At 71.6% G+C, this 14,885-nt stretch carries 11 protein-coding genes; 6 read left to right on the forward strand and 5 right to left on the reverse strand.

What is annotated here, in order from left to right; all coding sequences use genetic code 11:
* Position 1: 1 nt before the first annotated feature.
* Both OG496_RS47650 and OG496_RS47655 read right to left on the reverse strand, forming a co-directional pair.
* Positions 2–1,651 (reverse strand): GMC family oxidoreductase, encoded by a 1,650-nt coding sequence (locus OG496_RS47650; RefSeq protein WP_405975338.1) that lies wholly within the window; start codon positions 1,649–1,651, stop codon positions 2–4.
* 25 nt (positions 1,652–1,676) lie between these two features.
* Positions 1,677–2,090: a hypothetical protein gene (locus OG496_RS47655; RefSeq protein ID WP_366491821.1), complete on the reverse strand. Its 414-nt coding sequence runs from the start codon at positions 2,088–2,090 to the stop codon at positions 1,677–1,679.
* Positions 2,091–2,408: 318 nt separating this feature from the next.
* On the opposite strand from OG496_RS47655, the gene OG496_RS47660 reads away from it, so the two are divergent.
* Genes OG496_RS47660 through OG496_RS47680 form a run of 5 tightly spaced genes read left to right on the forward strand, consistent with a single transcriptional unit; the run spans position 2,409 to position 9,000 of the window.
* Positions 2,409–3,248: a type 1 glutamine amidotransferase domain-containing protein gene (locus OG496_RS47660; RefSeq protein WP_405975339.1), complete on the forward strand. Its 840-nt coding sequence runs from the start codon at positions 2,409–2,411 to the stop codon at positions 3,246–3,248.
* 42 nt (positions 3,249–3,290) lie between these two features.
* Positions 3,291–4,967: a thiamine pyrophosphate-binding protein gene (locus tag OG496_RS47665; protein WP_405975340.1), complete on the forward strand. Its 1,677-nt coding sequence runs from the start codon at positions 3,291–3,293 to the stop codon at positions 4,965–4,967.
* Between the two features lie 5 nt (positions 4,968–4,972).
* On the forward strand, positions 4,973–5,566 hold the full coding sequence (locus tag OG496_RS47670) for a DJ-1/PfpI family protein (protein WP_019060074.1): 594 nt from the start codon (positions 4,973–4,975) through the stop codon (positions 5,564–5,566).
* 27 nt (positions 5,567–5,593) lie between these two features.
* Complete coding sequence (locus tag OG496_RS47675) at positions 5,594–7,582, forward strand: alpha-1,4-glucan--maltose-1-phosphate maltosyltransferase (protein ID WP_405975341.1); 1,989 nt, start codon at positions 5,594–5,596, stop codon at positions 7,580–7,582.
* Positions 7,579–9,000: a maltokinase N-terminal cap-like domain-containing protein gene (locus OG496_RS47680; protein ID WP_405975342.1), complete on the forward strand. Its 1,422-nt coding sequence runs from the start codon at positions 7,579–7,581 to the stop codon at positions 8,998–9,000. The genes OG496_RS47675 and OG496_RS47680 overlap by 4 nt, the downstream gene beginning before the upstream one ends.
* Positions 9,001–9,427: 427 nt before the next feature.
* Here the strand turns inward: OG496_RS47680 and OG496_RS47685 are convergent, their stop codons facing one another.
* Complete coding sequence (locus OG496_RS47685) at positions 9,428–10,783, reverse strand: helix-turn-helix domain-containing protein (protein ID WP_366491817.1); 1,356 nt, start codon at positions 10,781–10,783, stop codon at positions 9,428–9,430.
* Between the two features lie 277 nt (positions 10,784–11,060).
* Here OG496_RS47685 and OG496_RS47690 point away from each other — a divergent pair, with 277 nt between their 5' ends.
* Positions 11,061–11,213 carry a hypothetical protein gene (locus OG496_RS47690; RefSeq protein WP_158697264.1) on the forward strand — a complete coding sequence of 51 codons (153 nt, stop codon included), beginning with the start codon at positions 11,061–11,063 and terminating at the stop codon, positions 11,211–11,213.
* 59 nt (positions 11,214–11,272) lie between these two features.
* Here OG496_RS47690 and OG496_RS47695 read toward each other — a convergent pair whose 3' ends face one another.
* Both OG496_RS47695 and OG496_RS47700 read right to left on the reverse strand, forming a co-directional pair.
* Positions 11,273–13,990 (reverse strand): dipeptide ABC transporter ATP-binding protein, encoded by a 2,718-nt coding sequence (locus tag OG496_RS47695; protein WP_405975343.1) that lies wholly within the window; start codon positions 13,988–13,990, stop codon positions 11,273–11,275.
* Positions 13,987–14,853: an ABC transporter permease gene (locus OG496_RS47700; RefSeq protein ID WP_405975344.1), complete on the reverse strand. Its 867-nt coding sequence runs from the start codon at positions 14,851–14,853 to the stop codon at positions 13,987–13,989. Before OG496_RS47700 ends, OG496_RS47695 begins: the two co-directional genes overlap by 4 nt.
* Positions 14,854–14,885: the final 32 nt, after the last annotated feature.

The raw sequence follows: 14,885 nt of genomic DNA on the forward strand, positions 1-14,885 counted from the left end.
CCTAGCTCAAGTGGACGTCGGACAGGGACGGTCGGGAGAGAGACGGCACGGACTCCGAAGGAGCGGACCGGGACGGGACGGCGGCCTCGCGGACGAACGCCGCCGCACGCTCGCCGATCATGACGCTGGGCGCGTGCGTGTTGCCCGCGGTGATCGACGGCATCACCGACGCGTCCGCGATCCGCAGCCCCGCGATGCCGTGCACGCGCAGCTCCGGGTCCGTGACGGCGTCCGCGCCCGTGCCCATCCGGCAGGTGCCGGCCGGGTGCCACAGGGTGGTCGCGTTCGCGGCGACGTACCCGCGCAGCTCCTCGGGGCCTGTGATGTCCTTGCCGGGGCCCAGCTCGTCGCCGCGGAACGGGTCGAAGGCCCGGGTGGCGGCCAACTCGCGGGCCAGCCGCACCCCGTGGACCAGGACGTCGACGTCGGCCGTGGAGGTGAGGTAGCCGGCGCTGACGACGGCGTTGGACTCCGGGCTGCTGTCGCGCAGTCGTATCCGGCCCCGGCTCTGCGGGCGCAGCGCGATCGGCGCGAAGGTGAAGCCGGGCCCCTCCCACTGGTCGGCGGGGGCGTCGGCCGGCAGGAACTTGATGGGACCGAACGTGAACTGCAGGTCGGGGGAGTCCTCCGGGCCCGCCTCACGGGTGTGGGTGAACAGCCCCGCCTCGGACAGCAACGCCCCGTCCGGGTGCTCCCGCAGCGACTGGTAGCAGATCGGCACGAACAGGTGGTCCTGCAGTCCCGCGCCGACACCCGCCAGGTCCTGGACACACCGGATGCCGTGCTCCCGCAGATGCGCGGCCGGACCGATCCCGGACAGCATGAGCAGCTTCGGCGTCTCGAACGCCCCGGCGGACACGATGACTTCACCCTCGGCGCGCAACTGGCGCCGGGTGCCGTCCTGGACGTACTCGACGCCCGTGACCCGCGACCCGTCCAGCAGGAGCCGGGTGACCAGGGTGTCGGTGAGCACGGTCAGGTTGGAACGGTCCAGGGCCGGGCGCAGATAGGCGTCGGCGGTGCTGCACCGGTGGCCCGCGTCGTCGCGGAACGTCTGGTACAGGAAGCCGAAGCCCTCCTGCCGGGCGCCGTTGTAGTCGCCGTCGGTGTCCGTGGCGTAGCCGAGTTCACCGGCGCCTTCCACGAACGCCCGGGCGATCGGCGCGGGCCGGTCGAGCCGCCGGACCCGGACGGGACCGCCCGCGCCGTGGAACGCGTCGGCGCCGCCCGAGAAGTCCTCGGCCTGCCGGAAGAACGGCAGGACGTCGTCGTACGACCAGCCGGTGGCGCCCTCGGCGACCCAGCGGGTGTAGTCGTGTCGGCTGCCGCGCACCCACATCAGGGCGTTGACGGAACTGCACCCGCCGACGACCTTGCCACGGGCCACGGGGACACGGCGGCCCTCCATGCCCGCCTCGGACTCGGTGACGTAGCCCCAGTCGATCTCGCTCCGCCACTCGGCGGTGAGCAGCGAGAGGACCGAGGCCGCGTCGGCCCGATGGATCTCGGGGCGCTCGTCCCAGCCGCCCGCCTCCAGCAGGACCACGCTCACGGACGGGTCCTCGCTCAGCCGGGCCGCGACCGCGCAGCCGGCCGAGCCGGCGCCCACCACGATGTAATCGGCCCCTGAGGGCACCGACTTCGACGGCATGACAGCCTCCAAAAGGTGTCGGGGATCAGATGGCGGCCGGCTCGCCGACGCGGTAGTCGACGATCAGCGGACGGGCACCCGGCGTGGAACGTTCCAACTGCCACTTCTGGTTGATCCGGAAGGACGAAACGACGCCGTCCGCCGTCGACTTGGCGGTCCACACCACCGTGACGTCGAGGCCGATACGGGTGCCGTCCTCGTGCTGGGTCAGCTCCTCGACGGTGTGGCTCTGGTCGCTGAACGCGACGCCCACGGCCGCGTACCAGTCCACGAAGTCCGCGTGGCTGTACAGGGTCCGCTCCGGGAAGGCCATCACCAGGCCCTTGTCGGCGACGAAGGGCAGCAGCTCCTCGACCGGCGCGTGCTCGCTCAGCAGGTCGTACCAGCGCTGCACGAACTCGGCGATCTCCCGGTCGGAGCCGGTCTGTTCGCTCGGCATGAAAGTCTCCGCTCATCGGGGTTCCGCTCCCGGGGTCCGGAAGCGACACACGTCCGATGACCCCACAACCGCGCCCGCCCCGGCCGCTCGCGTACGCGGACCGGCCGCACTGTGCGAAGTCGCCGCGAGAGCTGCGGCAACTCCCTGCGGCAGCGCCCGAGTTCGCAGGTCGAAGATCGATGGCCAGGACATGCCGTAGTGCGTTCGGCCACTTGAGGATGTGCCGCGACCCGGGCCCCGCCGACGACCGGCGCGAACTCCGCGGACGTACACAGGAATCCGCCAGTCGGCACCGTCCCGCCGAACGGGAGGAACCCCATGAGCAAGCGCATTCTGGTCGTCCTGTCCGAATACGGTTACTGGGGTGAGGAGTTGATCGGCCCCCTGGAGACCTTCGACCAGGCCGGCTACCACCTCACCTTCGCCACCGCGACCGGCAAGCGCCCGCACGCGCTGCCGCCGAGCATGGACCCCGAGTACGTCGACCCGCCGCTCGGCCGCTCCGTCACCACGCCCGAGACGGCGGACAAGGTGCGGAAGGTCGAGGCCTCGGACCGGCTCGACAACCCCCTCGACCTGTCGTCCTGGCTGCCCGACCGGCCCTACCGGTCCAAGCCGTACTTCCTGCGCGACTGGGAGGCCTACAACACCCGCCTGGAGCAGGTGCGTTCACAGATCGCCGACCGCTACGACGCGCTGCTGATCGTCGGCGGCAGCGGACCGATCGTCGACCTCGCCAACAACTGGCGCGTCCACGACCTGATCCTCGCCTTCCACGCACTGGACCGGCCGATCGCCGCCGAGTGCTACGGCGTCGCCTGCCTCGCCTTCGCCCGCGACCAGGAGACCCGCGTCTCCCTCCTCCGCGGCAAGCACGTCACCGGCCACTGCATCGAGTACGACTACAAGGACGGCACCGGCTTCCTCGGCACCGACTTCGTGATGGGGCCGCCCCCGTACCCGCTGGAGTACATCCTGCGCGACGCCACCGCACCCGGCGGCGCCTACCACGGAAACTTCGGCAAGACGACCTCCGTCATCGTCGACTACCCGTTCATCACGGGCCGTTCGACGCCCGACTCCTATCTGACCGGTCAGAAGACCGTCGAGGTCCTCGAAGAGGGCCTGCGGCAGTGGGGGTTCACGGCGACCGACTGAGGCCGCCCGACACCCTTTGCTCCGACGAGAGGTGAGCACACGATGGACAGCAGGCCCGCGCGGATCGCGCTGCTCGAACAACTGCAGGCCGAAGGGGTCCGGTTCATGTTCGGCAACCCCGGCACGGTCGAGCAGGGGTTCCTCGACGAACTGCGCTCCTTCCCCTCGATCCAGTACATCCTGGCCCTGCAGGAGTGCACGGCCGTCGGCATGGCGGACGGCTACGCACGCGCCACCCGTACCCCGGCGGTCCTGCAACTCCACTCCGGAGTCGGGCTCGGCAACGGCATCGGCATGCTCTACCAGGCGATGCGCGGCCACGCCCCGATCGTCACCCTGGTCGGCGAGTCCGGACTGCGCTACGAGAGCATGGACGCGCAGATGGCCGCCGACCTGGTCGGCATGGCGAAGCCGGTGACCAAGTGGGCCACCCGCGTGGTCGATCCCGACTCCACGCTGCGCGTCCTGCGCCGCGCCTTCAAGGTCGCCGCGACCCCGCCCTACGGTCCGGTTCTGGTCGTGCTGCCCGCCGACGTGATGGACCACGAGACCGCCGAACCGGTGGTGCCGGTGTCCTACCCGGAGACCCGCAGCCTGCCCACCCCGGACACCGTGGCGAAGGCCGCCGCGCTGCTCGCCGACGCCCGCAAGCCGATCGTCGTCGCCGGTGACGGTGTCCACTTCGCGGGCGCCCAGGCCGAGTTGGGGCGGCTGGCCGAGGTGTGGGGCGCCGACGTGTACGGCGCGGACTGGGCCGAGGTCAACCTGTCCGTCGAACACCCCGCCTACGCGGGCCAGTTGGGCCACATGTTCGGCGAGCAGAGCCGGAAGATCACCGGTGCCGCCGACGGTGTCCTCATCGTGGGCACCTACGCACTGCCCGAGGTGTACCCGGCGCTCGACGGCGTCTTCGGGGCGGGCGTCCCGGTCGTGCACATCGACCTCGACTCCGGCGCGATCGCCAAGAACCACCCCGTCGACCTCGGCATCGTCGCCGACCCGAAGGCCACCCTGGGTCTCCTCACCGACGCACTGGGCCGGGAGATGGGCCTCGGGCGGCGGACCGCGGCGGTCGAGCGGCTGCGCCGGCACGCCGCGCAGCGCTCGGCCGCGCTCGCCAAGGCCGACGAGCGGGCCGAGGCCGCCGCCGAGGCCGCGGAACTGCCCACCATCGCCCTCGCCCAGGAGTTCGCCCGCCGGCTGCCGTCGGACGCGATCCTCTTCGACGAGGCCCTGACGGCGTCCCCGGAGATCTTCCGCCGGCTCGCGCCGACCGTGCCGGGCCAGTGGATGCAGACCCGCGGCGGCTCCCTCGGCGTCGGCATCCCCGGCGCGCTGGGTGCCCAACTCGCCCACCCCGACCGCACGGTGGTCGGCTTCACCGGCGACGGCGGCAGCATGTACACCTTCCAGGCACTGTGGACGGCGGCCCGCTACGGCCTCCCCGCCAAGTTCGTCATCTGCAACAACGGCAGCTACCAGCTCCTTGAGGACAACATCGAGGAGTACTGGCGGGAGCAGCACATCCCCGCCCACGAACAGCCCGAGATCTTCGACCTGAGCAGCCCGGCCGTCGACTTCGTCTCCCTCGCCGGCTCGCTCGGCGTGGCCGCCGTCCGGGTCGAGAAGCCCGGGCAGGCGGAGGAGGCGGTCGCGCAGGCGCTCGCGCACCGCGGGCCGTTCCTCATCGACCTGGTCACCGCGAAGGGGAAGGGGTAGCCGCCGTGCGACTGTCCGGTCACAAGATCGCCGTCCTGATGGAGAGCGACTTCTACGAGCCCGAGATCCTCTACTACCGCTACCGCTTCCCCGAGGAGGGAGCCGAGATCCACTTCCTGTCCCGGCTGTGGGGCAACGAGCAGATGACCTTCCAGGGCCATGAGCACCGCATGCCCTTCGAGGTCACCGAGTCCTTCGAGGACCTCGACGAGTTCGCGCTGAAGGAGTACTCGGCGGTGATCGTCCCCTCCGGGATGGTCGCCGACCGGCTGCGCTTCACCGAGGACCCCCAACTGCTGCCGCCCGCCTCGCAGTTCCTGCGCCGTGCGTTCGCCGACCCGGCGATCCTCAAGGGCATCATCTGCCACGGCATGTGGCTGGCCGCGCCCGTGCAGGGACTGATGCAGGGCAGGCGCGCGGTGGTGCACAACAACCTGCTGGGCGATCTGCGGAACATGGGCGGCGAGTACGTCGACCAGGACGTCGTCATCCACGACGACCTGGTCACCGGCCGCACCGGCAACCACTGCCACCTCTTCGCCCGGACCATCATCGACCTGCTCGCAGCCCGGACGCCGGCCCCGACCGGGCTCCGCTGACGGGATCCGAGCGGGGAGGAGTCGACCATGACACCGGTGACCGGGCGCATCCCCGTCCTCGACGTCCAACCACGCGTACGGGACGGGGAGTTGCCCGCCAAGGCCGTGACGGGAGAACACCTCGACATCACGGCCACCGTCTTCCGTGAGGGCCACGGCGCCGTCGCCGCGGACGTCGTCCTGCACGATCCCGCGGGGCGCCCCGCCCACCGGGTCCCGATGACCCTCGTCGACGAGGACGCCGACCGCTGGCGGGCCACCGTGGTGCCCGACACGGAGGGTCTGTGGACCTTCCGTGTCGAGGCCTGGGCCGACCCGCTGGAGAGCTGGCGGCACGACGCCACGCTGAAGGTCGAGGCGGACGTCGACACCGAACTCACCCTGGCCGAGGGCGCGTTGCTGCACGAACGGGCGGCCCTCGGCCTCACCGCATCGGACCGCCGGGAGGCGGTCTCCGCGGCCGTGGCCGCGCTCCGCGACACCCTGGGCCCCCCTCCGGCCCGGCTGTCCGCCGTCACCACCCCCCGGGTGACGGCCGCCCTGGGGCGCTACGCGCTGCGTGACCTCGTCACCGCCTCCCGGCCCCTGCCCCTGCGCGTCGAACGCCGGCGCGCCCTCGTCGGCTCCTGGTACGAGCTGTTCCCGCGCTCGGAGGGAGCGGTGGTCCAGGCGGGCAGCCGCCCGGTCGGCGGCACACTGCGGAGTGCCGCCGAGCGGCTGCCCGCCGTCGCCGCGATGGGCTTCGACGTCGTCTATCTCCCGCCCGTCCACCCGATCGGCACGACCCACCGCAAGGGCGCGAACAACACGCTCCACGCCGGCCCCGACGACGTCGGCTCGCCCTGGGCCATCGGCTCCCGGCACGGCGGCCACGACGCGATCCACCCCGACCTCGGCACCGAGGACGACTTCCGCCACTTCGTCGCCACGGCAAGGGAGTTGGGCCTCGAAGTGGCCCTGGATCTCGCCCTCCAGTGCTCACCGGACCACCCCTGGCTCACCGAGCACCCCGAGTGGTTCCATCACCGCGCCGACGGCTCCATCGCCTACGCCGAGAACCCGCCCAAGACGTACGAGGACATCCACCAACTCGATTTCGACGGCGACCCGGAGGGCCTGTACGCCGAGGCGCTGCGGATCGTGCGGCACTGGATGGACCTGGGTGTGCGGATCTTCCGCGTGGACAACCCGCACACCAAACCCGTGCAGTTCTGGGAGTGGTTGATCGCCGAGGTCGACGCCACCGACCCCGATGTGCTGTTCCTGGCCGAGGCGTTCACCCGGCGGGCGATGGTGCACGCGCTGGCGCAGGCCGGCTTCCAGCAGTCGTACACCTACTTCACCTGGAAGAACACCAAGGAGGAGTTGACCGACTACCTGCCCGAACTCGCCCTGGAAAGCGCCGGGTTCCTGCGGCCCAACCTCTTCGTCAACACCCCCGACATCCTGCACGCCTACCTCCAGCACGGCGGCAGACCCGCCTTCGAGGTCCGGGCCGTGCTCGCCGCGACCGCCGCGCCGAGCTGGGGCGTCTACGCCGGCTACGAACTCTGCGAGAACACCCCGCTGGCCGAGGGCACCGAGGACTACCTCGCCTCGGAGAAGTACCAACTCAGGTCCCGGGACTGGGCGTTGGCGGAGGCCGAGGGCCGCACCATCACCCCGTTGATCACCCTCCTCAACCGGCTCCGCCGACAGCACCCGGCCCTCCAGGAGCTGCGCAACCTGCGACTCCAGAGCACCGACTCCGACCAGATCCTCGCCTACACTAAGAGCGTCGAACTCCCGGACGGTGCCGCCGACTTGGTTCTCGTGATCGTCAACCTCGATCCGCACCACGCCCACGAGGCCACCGTCACCTGCGACCCGGTCGCCCTCGGGCTGCCCGCCGACGGCACGCTCAAGCTGCGCGACGAACTCACCGGGGCGACCTACGCCTGGGGCGAGTCCACCTACGTACGCCTCGATCCGGCCCACCAGGTCGCGCACGTGCTCACACCCGCGGAGGGATCATGAGCGACGGCATCCTCGAACCCCTGCTCCCGGCCCTCGGACCCTGGCTGGAGGGCCGCCGCTGGTTCGACGCCCGCTTCACCGGGGCCCGCCTCGAAGCCCGCGCGGCCTCCGCGCTCGGCGACGAACCACCCCTGCTGCTGCACGCCGTCGTCTCGGCCACCCGCCCCGACGGACAGACCCTGCACTACCAACTCCTCCTCGGCCTGCGGCCCGAGCTCCCCGCCCGCCTCGAACCCGCCGCGATCACCACCGTCCCGGCCGGCCCCTGGCAGGGCTGGCGGGTCTACGACGCGCTCGCCGACGGCGCCCTCCTCGGACTGCTGCTGCGCACACTGGCGGGCGGCGGCACGGGCCCCGGCCCCCGCCTGGAACGCACCGGCCGCTATCCGCTCCCCGTCGGCCTCGTGCCCCACCCGCTCGACGGCGAGATGAGCAACACGGCCGTGGCGTACGGCGGCCAGATCCTCCTCAAGATCTTCCGCCGCCCCGAACCCGGCCCGCACACCGAGGTCGAGGCCCTGCACGCCCTCACCCGGGAACACTGCGCCCGCACCCCCCGTCTCTACGGCGCCCTGCACAGCGACGCCCCCGGCGCCGAGGGCCTGGTGCTCGGCCTCGTCGAGGAGTTCCTGCCCGACGCCCGGGACGGCTGGGAGGAGGCGGTACGGCACGCGAGCGACTGCATGGACGACGCGGGCCGCGGCGTACCGACCGGCGGCGGATTCACCCCGCACGCGCACAGCCTGGGCCGGGCCGTCGCCGAGGTGCACGGCGCGCTGGACAAGGCGTTCGGCCGCAGCCGGCTCACCGCGCAGGACGTGGCCGAGGAGGCGGCGGGGATGAACATGCGGCTCAAGGAGGCCGCCGAGGAGGTCCCGGCACTGGCCCGCTACACCACCCGGATCGGCGCCCTCTTCGACGACTACGCCCGGGTCGCCGGGCGCGGCAACCCCGTCTTCGCCCAGCGCACCCACGGCGACCTGCACCTGGGCCAGGCGCTGCGCACCGCCGACGGCTGGCGCATCGTCGACTTCGAGGGCGAACCGGCCCGCACCGCCGCCGAACGCGCCCTCCCGCAACCGGTGTTGAGGGACGTCGCCGGCATGCTGCGCTCCTTCGACTATGCGGCCCGCACCGGCCTGGCCGACCTGGAGACCGCCGATCCCGAGGACGGCTCACCCGCCCGACGACTGCGCCGGCGACGGCGGGCGTCCGCGTGGGCGCTGCGCAACCGGCGCGCGTTCATCGAGGGCTACGCGGCGGCCGGACGGGAGGACCCGAACTGCCGGCCCGTGGTGCTGCGCGCCTTCGAGGCGGACAAGGCCGTATACGAGGCCGTGTACGAGTCCCGGCTCCGCCCCGACCGGCTGCCGATCCCGCTCGCGGCCGTGCACCGCCTGGCGAACACCTCCCGCTGACGGCCCCCGCCGCCGGGAATTCCCTTGCACCGACCGGGAATTGAGAACCCGGGCCGTATTCGGAATTCCCGTCGGCGGTACGCGGCAGGAATTCCCGCGCCAGGAAATGGGCGCCGTCCGGCGGCCTTGTTCCGGCGAACGGCGCGGTAATTCGGGGGAGTTCACCGGCTCGCCGCCGGCGTCCCGACCGGAAACACGACGAACCCCCCGGCCCGGACACTCTTCCAGGCGAGGGGTTCGGAGGGCTCCGGTCCGGCGGGAAACGGAACCGGGCGACCTGCTCCGCCGGTCTGTTCGATGTCGAATGGTCCATGCCTTTACCAGGCACGACGGCCAATGGTCCATGCCTTTGTGCGGCGCCGCCCGCGAGCCGAACTCCACCTGGACGGTAGGGAACTCGGCCGGATTCGGGAATACGGCCGGGGGCTCAGGAACGGTGGTGCTCGGTGAAGATCTGGCTGGGGTCGCGGTGCGGTGCCATGCCGGCCGCCGACAGGGCCCGGTCGTACGCCCTGAGGGCCTCGGCGGTGTTGCCCTGCCGCTTCCACAGGTCGCCCAGGTAACGCCAGTTGAGAGCCACCTGGTGGGACGGCCGGAACTGGCGCAACTGCCGGGTGGCGGCCTGGAGATACTGCGCGGCCTGGTCGAAGTTGCCGCGCATCAGCTGGATTTCGGCGAGCGTGCCCCGGGCACCGACGGCCTGGATGCGGGACTCGGTGCCGGTCAGCCCGAGCGCGCGCTCGGCGTGTGCCGCGGCCTCGTCCCACTGCCCGAGCATCGCGTCGGCGTCGGCGAGACCGATCTCGCACTGGGCCAGCTCCGGCGCGTTGCCCACCTCGGCGAGCAGTTGCTGTGCCTCCTCCAACAGCTGCTTGCCGCGCGCCGGTTCGGGCTCGTCGACCTGGAGCAGGAGCGAGCCGTAGTTCATCTTGAGCATGGCGAGATGGCGCAGGTTGTCGTCCTCGGACATCAGGGCGAGCGCCCGCTCCACCAGGGCCATGGCCTCGTTGAGCTGGCCGCGGGAGCGGGCCACCAGACCCGCGTTCCAGTACACGGCGCCCCGCGCGGCCCGCGCGCCCTGCTTCTCGGCGGCGTCGAGGAGCTTGCCGCCCATGAGCTGGGCCCGGGTCAGGTCACCGCGCATGTGGTACGACGCCATGAGTGTGGCGCCGAGCTGGACGTGGTCGACCGTCACGTCCAGGCCGAGGGCGTCCAGCCGGGACATGGCCCGCTCGCCGATCTCGATGCTGAGCGTGATGTCGCCGGCGTCGCGGTAGCAGCGGCACAGGGCGACCGCCGTCTGGCACCACTCGGTGGAACCCGGGGCCAGGTCGGGGTCGCGGTAGAGCTCTTCCAGCACCGCGATGGCGGCCTCGGTGCGGTCCAGCTTCTCCAGCGCGGAGGCCTGGCCCATGCGGGCGCGCCGGGTCATGGAGACGTCCAGGAGGCTCGGCCTGGTCAGCAGTTCGCTGAGGGTTTGCAGCGCCTCGCCGTTGCTGCCGTTGCGCAAAGCCATCTCACCGAAGGCCAGCCGCAGACGTGCCTCTTCCAGCTCGTGGTCGTCCCGGCCGCTGCGCAGGTACTCCGCGGAGCAGCCGAGGCGCTCCGCGAGCGCGGCGAGCACGGACTCCGAGGGGGCGCGCTTGCCGGATTCGATCAAGGAGATGTAGCTCGCCGATATCTCGCTGGACGCCAGATCCTGCTGCTTGAGGCCACGTTTGCCGCGCAGCAGCCGGATGCGCTCGCCCAGCCCTGTCGTCGTCGTGTTTTCGAGAGGGTCCATGTGGGCTCCTTGGAGGTGGCTATGACCACCGGGATGACAGATCAACGTTACCAGTAAGTCGCCGACGATCCAATGGAGACGGCATGATCGATTCGCTGACGCGAAGCGGTCTGGACAGGCATTTTCTGAATTGACGCCAATTCAGATTTCATATGGGCAAGGGCATTCCGCTTTTCGAGATCGTCTTTTGCGAGATTAATACTTGACTAATTGAGTAAGTTCTTGTTGACTCTTCTTGTCAACGCGTCATCCGTAAATGCTCGGAGAGGAGATTTTGATGAGCATCAAAGTATTCACGCTCATAGCAATCGTCGTCTTCGTCGGTGGACTTGTGACGAGCGGACTCTGGTTGAACGGTTCGGGTGCCACCACCCATCCCCTGCGCGAAGGCATCGCACAGTCCAGCGGTGCGAGCGGTGCCTGCTGCTGAGGCGACGCCCGTACGGACAACGCACTTCAGGCTCAGTGGACCGGTGGACGGTCCGGCGGTCAGTACGTCGGCCGGCCGGACGTCCCCCGGTCTGTCCGTATGTGCTGCCAGGGCATTCCGCCGTGCGGGAAATGACAGGCCACGGTGTGCGTGCCCGCCACGGTGACCTGAGTGGCCCGCGGAATCTCGTTCTCGCACCGCGTGCGCGGCCCCGGCGCGAGCAGCGCGGCGACCGGGCAGCGGGCCAGGAACCGGCACCCCGCCGTGACCGGCACACCGGACGGCGGATCGCCGGGCAGCACGATCCGGCGCCGGGCGCGCTCCGCGACCGGGTCCGGCAGCGGGACGGCCGACAGGAGGGCCCGCGCGTAGGGGTGCCGGGGCGCGTCGAACACCTCGGCCACGGGCCCCGTCTCCACGGTCCGCCCCGCGTACATCACGGCCACCCGGTCGGCGATCTGCCGCACCACCGCGAGGTCGTGCGACACCAGCAGATAGGCGGGCCCCAACTCCCGCTTGAGCCGCAGCAGCAGATCCAGGATCTGCGCCTGCACGGACACGTCCAGCGCGGACACGGGTTCGTCGAGCAGCAGCAACGCCGGCTCGACGGCGAGGGCCCGGGCGATGGCGACCCGCTGCCGCTGCCCCCCGGAGAACTGATGCGGATACCGCTCCGCGTCCCCCGCGTCCAGCCCCACCTGCCCGAGCAACCGCGGAACCCGCGCGGCTACGACGTCCCGAGGCACCCGGCGCGCGTACAGCGGCTCGGCGACGATGTCCCCCACGGGCATCCGCGGATCGAGACTCGACATGGGATCCTGCGGCACGATCTGCACGGCCCCACGCAGTAGCCGCGCCGTCCGCCGGGTCAGCCGTGAGACGTCCTGCCCGAGGATCTCCACAGTGCCGGACTCGGGTGCCGTGAGCGACACGATCTCCATGAGCGCCGTGGACTTGCCGGCCCCGGACTCGCCTACGAGCGCGAGGGTCTCACCGCGGCGGACCTCCAGGTCGACCTCTTCTACGGCGACGACCGCGCGCTCGCGACGGCGGCGGCCGCCGGTCGGGGTGTAGGACTTGGCCAGACCGGTGACGCGGAGGACGAGTTCGGGTGCAGGTGGGACGGGGGGAGCGGCCGAGGTCGGTCGGGGGAGCGAGGGCGCGGGATGCGGTGGACCTGGGAGGGGCGAAGAGGGGCGTGCCCGTGCCCCAGGGATTCCGGGGACGGGCGCGGACAGCGGGGTGCGTCTGGCCGGCTCCGGGCTTCCGGTGCCGGGCACGGGCCGTGCGGGAGGTCCCTGTGACTCCAGGTCTCCGTGGCCGGGTGCGAAGGGCGTGCCGTGTCCAAGCGGCGCCGGGTTCCCGTGGTCGGGTGTGGACGGTGTGGCCCCAGGGTTCTCGTTGCCGGGGGCAGGAGGCGTGCTCCGTCTCCATGGCCACAGGCTCCCGGTGCCGCGCGTGGACGGTGTGGTGCGTCTGTGCCGACTTGGGCCCCTGCCGCCGGGTGTGGACGGCGTGCCGCCTCCGAATGCCCCCGGGTTCCCGTGGCCGGGTGAGGGCGGAGCGGGGAGTCCCACTGTCCCTGGGTATCCGCCGCCCGCCACCGGAGGAGTGGTGCGTCCCCGCGTCTTCGGGATTCCGCCGCCCGGTGCCGACGGCAAGGCTCGGCTCCACGACTCAGGGTCCCCGTCGCCGGGGCTGAACAACGCCGGGCCCTCCACCCCTCCCTCACCCCGAGCACCCGCTCGCACCTCCCCGCTCGGCGGGAACAGTTCCACCGCCGTCCGCTGCGCCACGAGCCGGACCCGGCGGCAAGCCGCTTCGTGGGCGTCGATTCCCGCGAGGCCGGCTCTGGACGGGCTGTCCACGCCCAGGAGTCGGATGTCCGAGGTGACGCAGTCCGGTTCGGCGAGGGGGCAGCGTGGGGCGAAGGCGCAGCCGGGGCCCGCGGTGCCCGGAGTGGGGGCCGTACCCGGGATCGGGGTGAGGGGGGAGCGGGCGTCGGGGCGGGGCACCGAGCCGACCAGGCCGAGGGTGTACGGCATGCGGGGGCGGGTCAGGACCGCCTCCACCGGGCCCGTTTCCACGATGCGGCCCGCGTACAGTACGGCGACCCGGTCCGCCGTGCCCGCGACCACCCCCAGGTCGTGGGTGACCAGGAGCAGGGCCGCGCCCGTCTCGCGCCGGGCGGCGGCCAGGGCCTCCAACACCTGCGCCTGGACGGTCACATCGAGCGCGCTGGTGGGCTCGTCCGCGACCAGGACGTCGGGGTTGTTGGCCATCGCCATCGCGATCATCGCCCGTTGGCGCATGCCACCGGAGAGCTGATGGGGGTAGGCGCGCGCCGCCCACCCCGGCCTCGGCACCCCTACGAAGTCCAGCAGTTCCACCGCCCTCCGCTGCGCCGACTCCCGGCGCGGGCGCGGGCGTTGGTGGATGCGCAGGGCCTCCGCGATCTGGTCGCCGACCCGCTGCACCGGGGTGAACGCGTGCAGCGGGTCCTGGAAGACCATCGCGATGCGGCGGCCACGGATTCGCGCCAACTCCCGTACCGGCAGGCCCAGTAGCTCCTCGCCCAGCAGTCGTACCGAGCCGCCGACCTGAGCACCCGGCGGGGCCAGCCCCAGCAGAGCCAGCGCCGTGAGTGTCTTGCCGGTGCCCGACTCGCCCACCAGGCCCAGGACTTCACCGCGCCGGAGGGTGAGGTCGACACCGCGTACCACGGGCAGCGGGCCGACGGTGACCGTCAGATCGCGGACCTCCAGGACGGTGTTCACCTCGATGTCCGCAGCGCAGTGGTCCGGGACGGTGCGGCGGGCTCCACCGTCGTCGGATCGAGTGCGTCCCGCAGGGCCCCGCCGACGAGGTTGACCGCCAGTACGAACGCGATCAGCAAGCTCGTGGGGAAGAAGAACATCCACGGATACACCAGCGCCACATCCGTCGCGTCCGCGATCAGCGTGCCGAGGGAGACGTCGGGCGGCTGGACGCCCAGGCCGAAGTACGAAAGACCGGTCTCGCTGATCACCGCCCCGCCCACGGCGATCGTCGCGTCCGTGATCAGGAAGGACGCCGTGTGCGGCAGCACATGCCGCCAGATGATCCGCGTGGAGGAAACGCCCATCAGCCTTGCCACCACCACGAACTGACGCTCTTTCAGGGACAGCGTCATGCCGCGTACCGCCCGCGCCGTGACCATCCAGCCCAGCAGCGCCAGCAGCCCGACCAGTGCGATCCAGCCCCGGTCGCGCAGCTTCGGTGCGACCACGACCAGGACGAGCAGGCTGGGGAGGACGAGCATGAGGTCCACGACGAACATCAGCACCCGGTCCGCCCAGCCGCCGAAGTACCCGGCGCAGGCACCCACCGCTGCCGCCAGCACAGTGGAGAACAGGGCGACCAACAACCCGATCAGCAGCGACTTCTGCAGTCCCCGCACCACCTGGGCGAACACGTCCTGCCCGATGCGGTTCGTGCCCATCCAGTGCCGCGCGTCCGGCGGTTGCCGCAGCGCCGTGTAGTCGACGTCCGTGTGCGTCCACGGGCTGACGAACGGCCCCACGAAGGCCAGCGCGAACAGGATCAGCAGAACCCCGAGCCCGCACAGCGCCCCCGGCCGCCGCACCATCCGTCGCAGCACCGCCCGGCCCCGGCCTCCCCGACCGCCGACGC

The organism is Streptomyces sp. NBC_00988 (assembly GCF_045162645.1).
GTDB lineage: Bacteria > Actinomycetota > Actinomycetes > Streptomycetales > Streptomycetaceae > Streptomyces.

Excerpts from the sequence above, each read along its gene's own strand:
- OG496_RS47655 (WP_366491821.1), bottom strand. The coding sequence starts at position 2,090 with ATGCCGAGCGAACAGACCGGCTCCGACCGGGAGATCGCCGAGTTCGTG.
- OG496_RS47660 (WP_405975339.1), top strand. The coding sequence starts at position 2,409 with ATGAGCAAGCGCATTCTGGTCGTCCTGTCCGAATACGGTTACTGGGGT.
- OG496_RS47665 (WP_405975340.1), top strand. The coding sequence starts at position 3,291 with ATGGACAGCAGGCCCGCGCGGATCGCGCTGCTCGAACAACTGCAGGCC.
- OG496_RS47675 (WP_405975341.1), top strand. The coding sequence starts at position 5,594 with ATGACACCGGTGACCGGGCGCATCCCCGTCCTCGACGTCCAACCACGC.
- OG496_RS47690 (WP_158697264.1), top strand. The coding sequence starts at position 11,061 with ATGAGCATCAAAGTATTCACGCTCATAGCAATCGTCGTCTTCGTCGGT.
- OG496_RS47650 (WP_405975338.1), bottom strand. The coding sequence starts at position 1,651 with ATGCCGTCGAAGTCGGTGCCCTCAGGGGCCGATTACATCGTGGTGGGC.
- OG496_RS47680 (WP_405975342.1), top strand. The coding sequence starts at position 7,579 with ATGAGCGACGGCATCCTCGAACCCCTGCTCCCGGCCCTCGGACCCTGG.
- OG496_RS47685 (WP_366491817.1), bottom strand. The coding sequence starts at position 10,783 with ATGGACCCTCTCGAAAACACGACGACGACAGGGCTGGGCGAGCGCATC.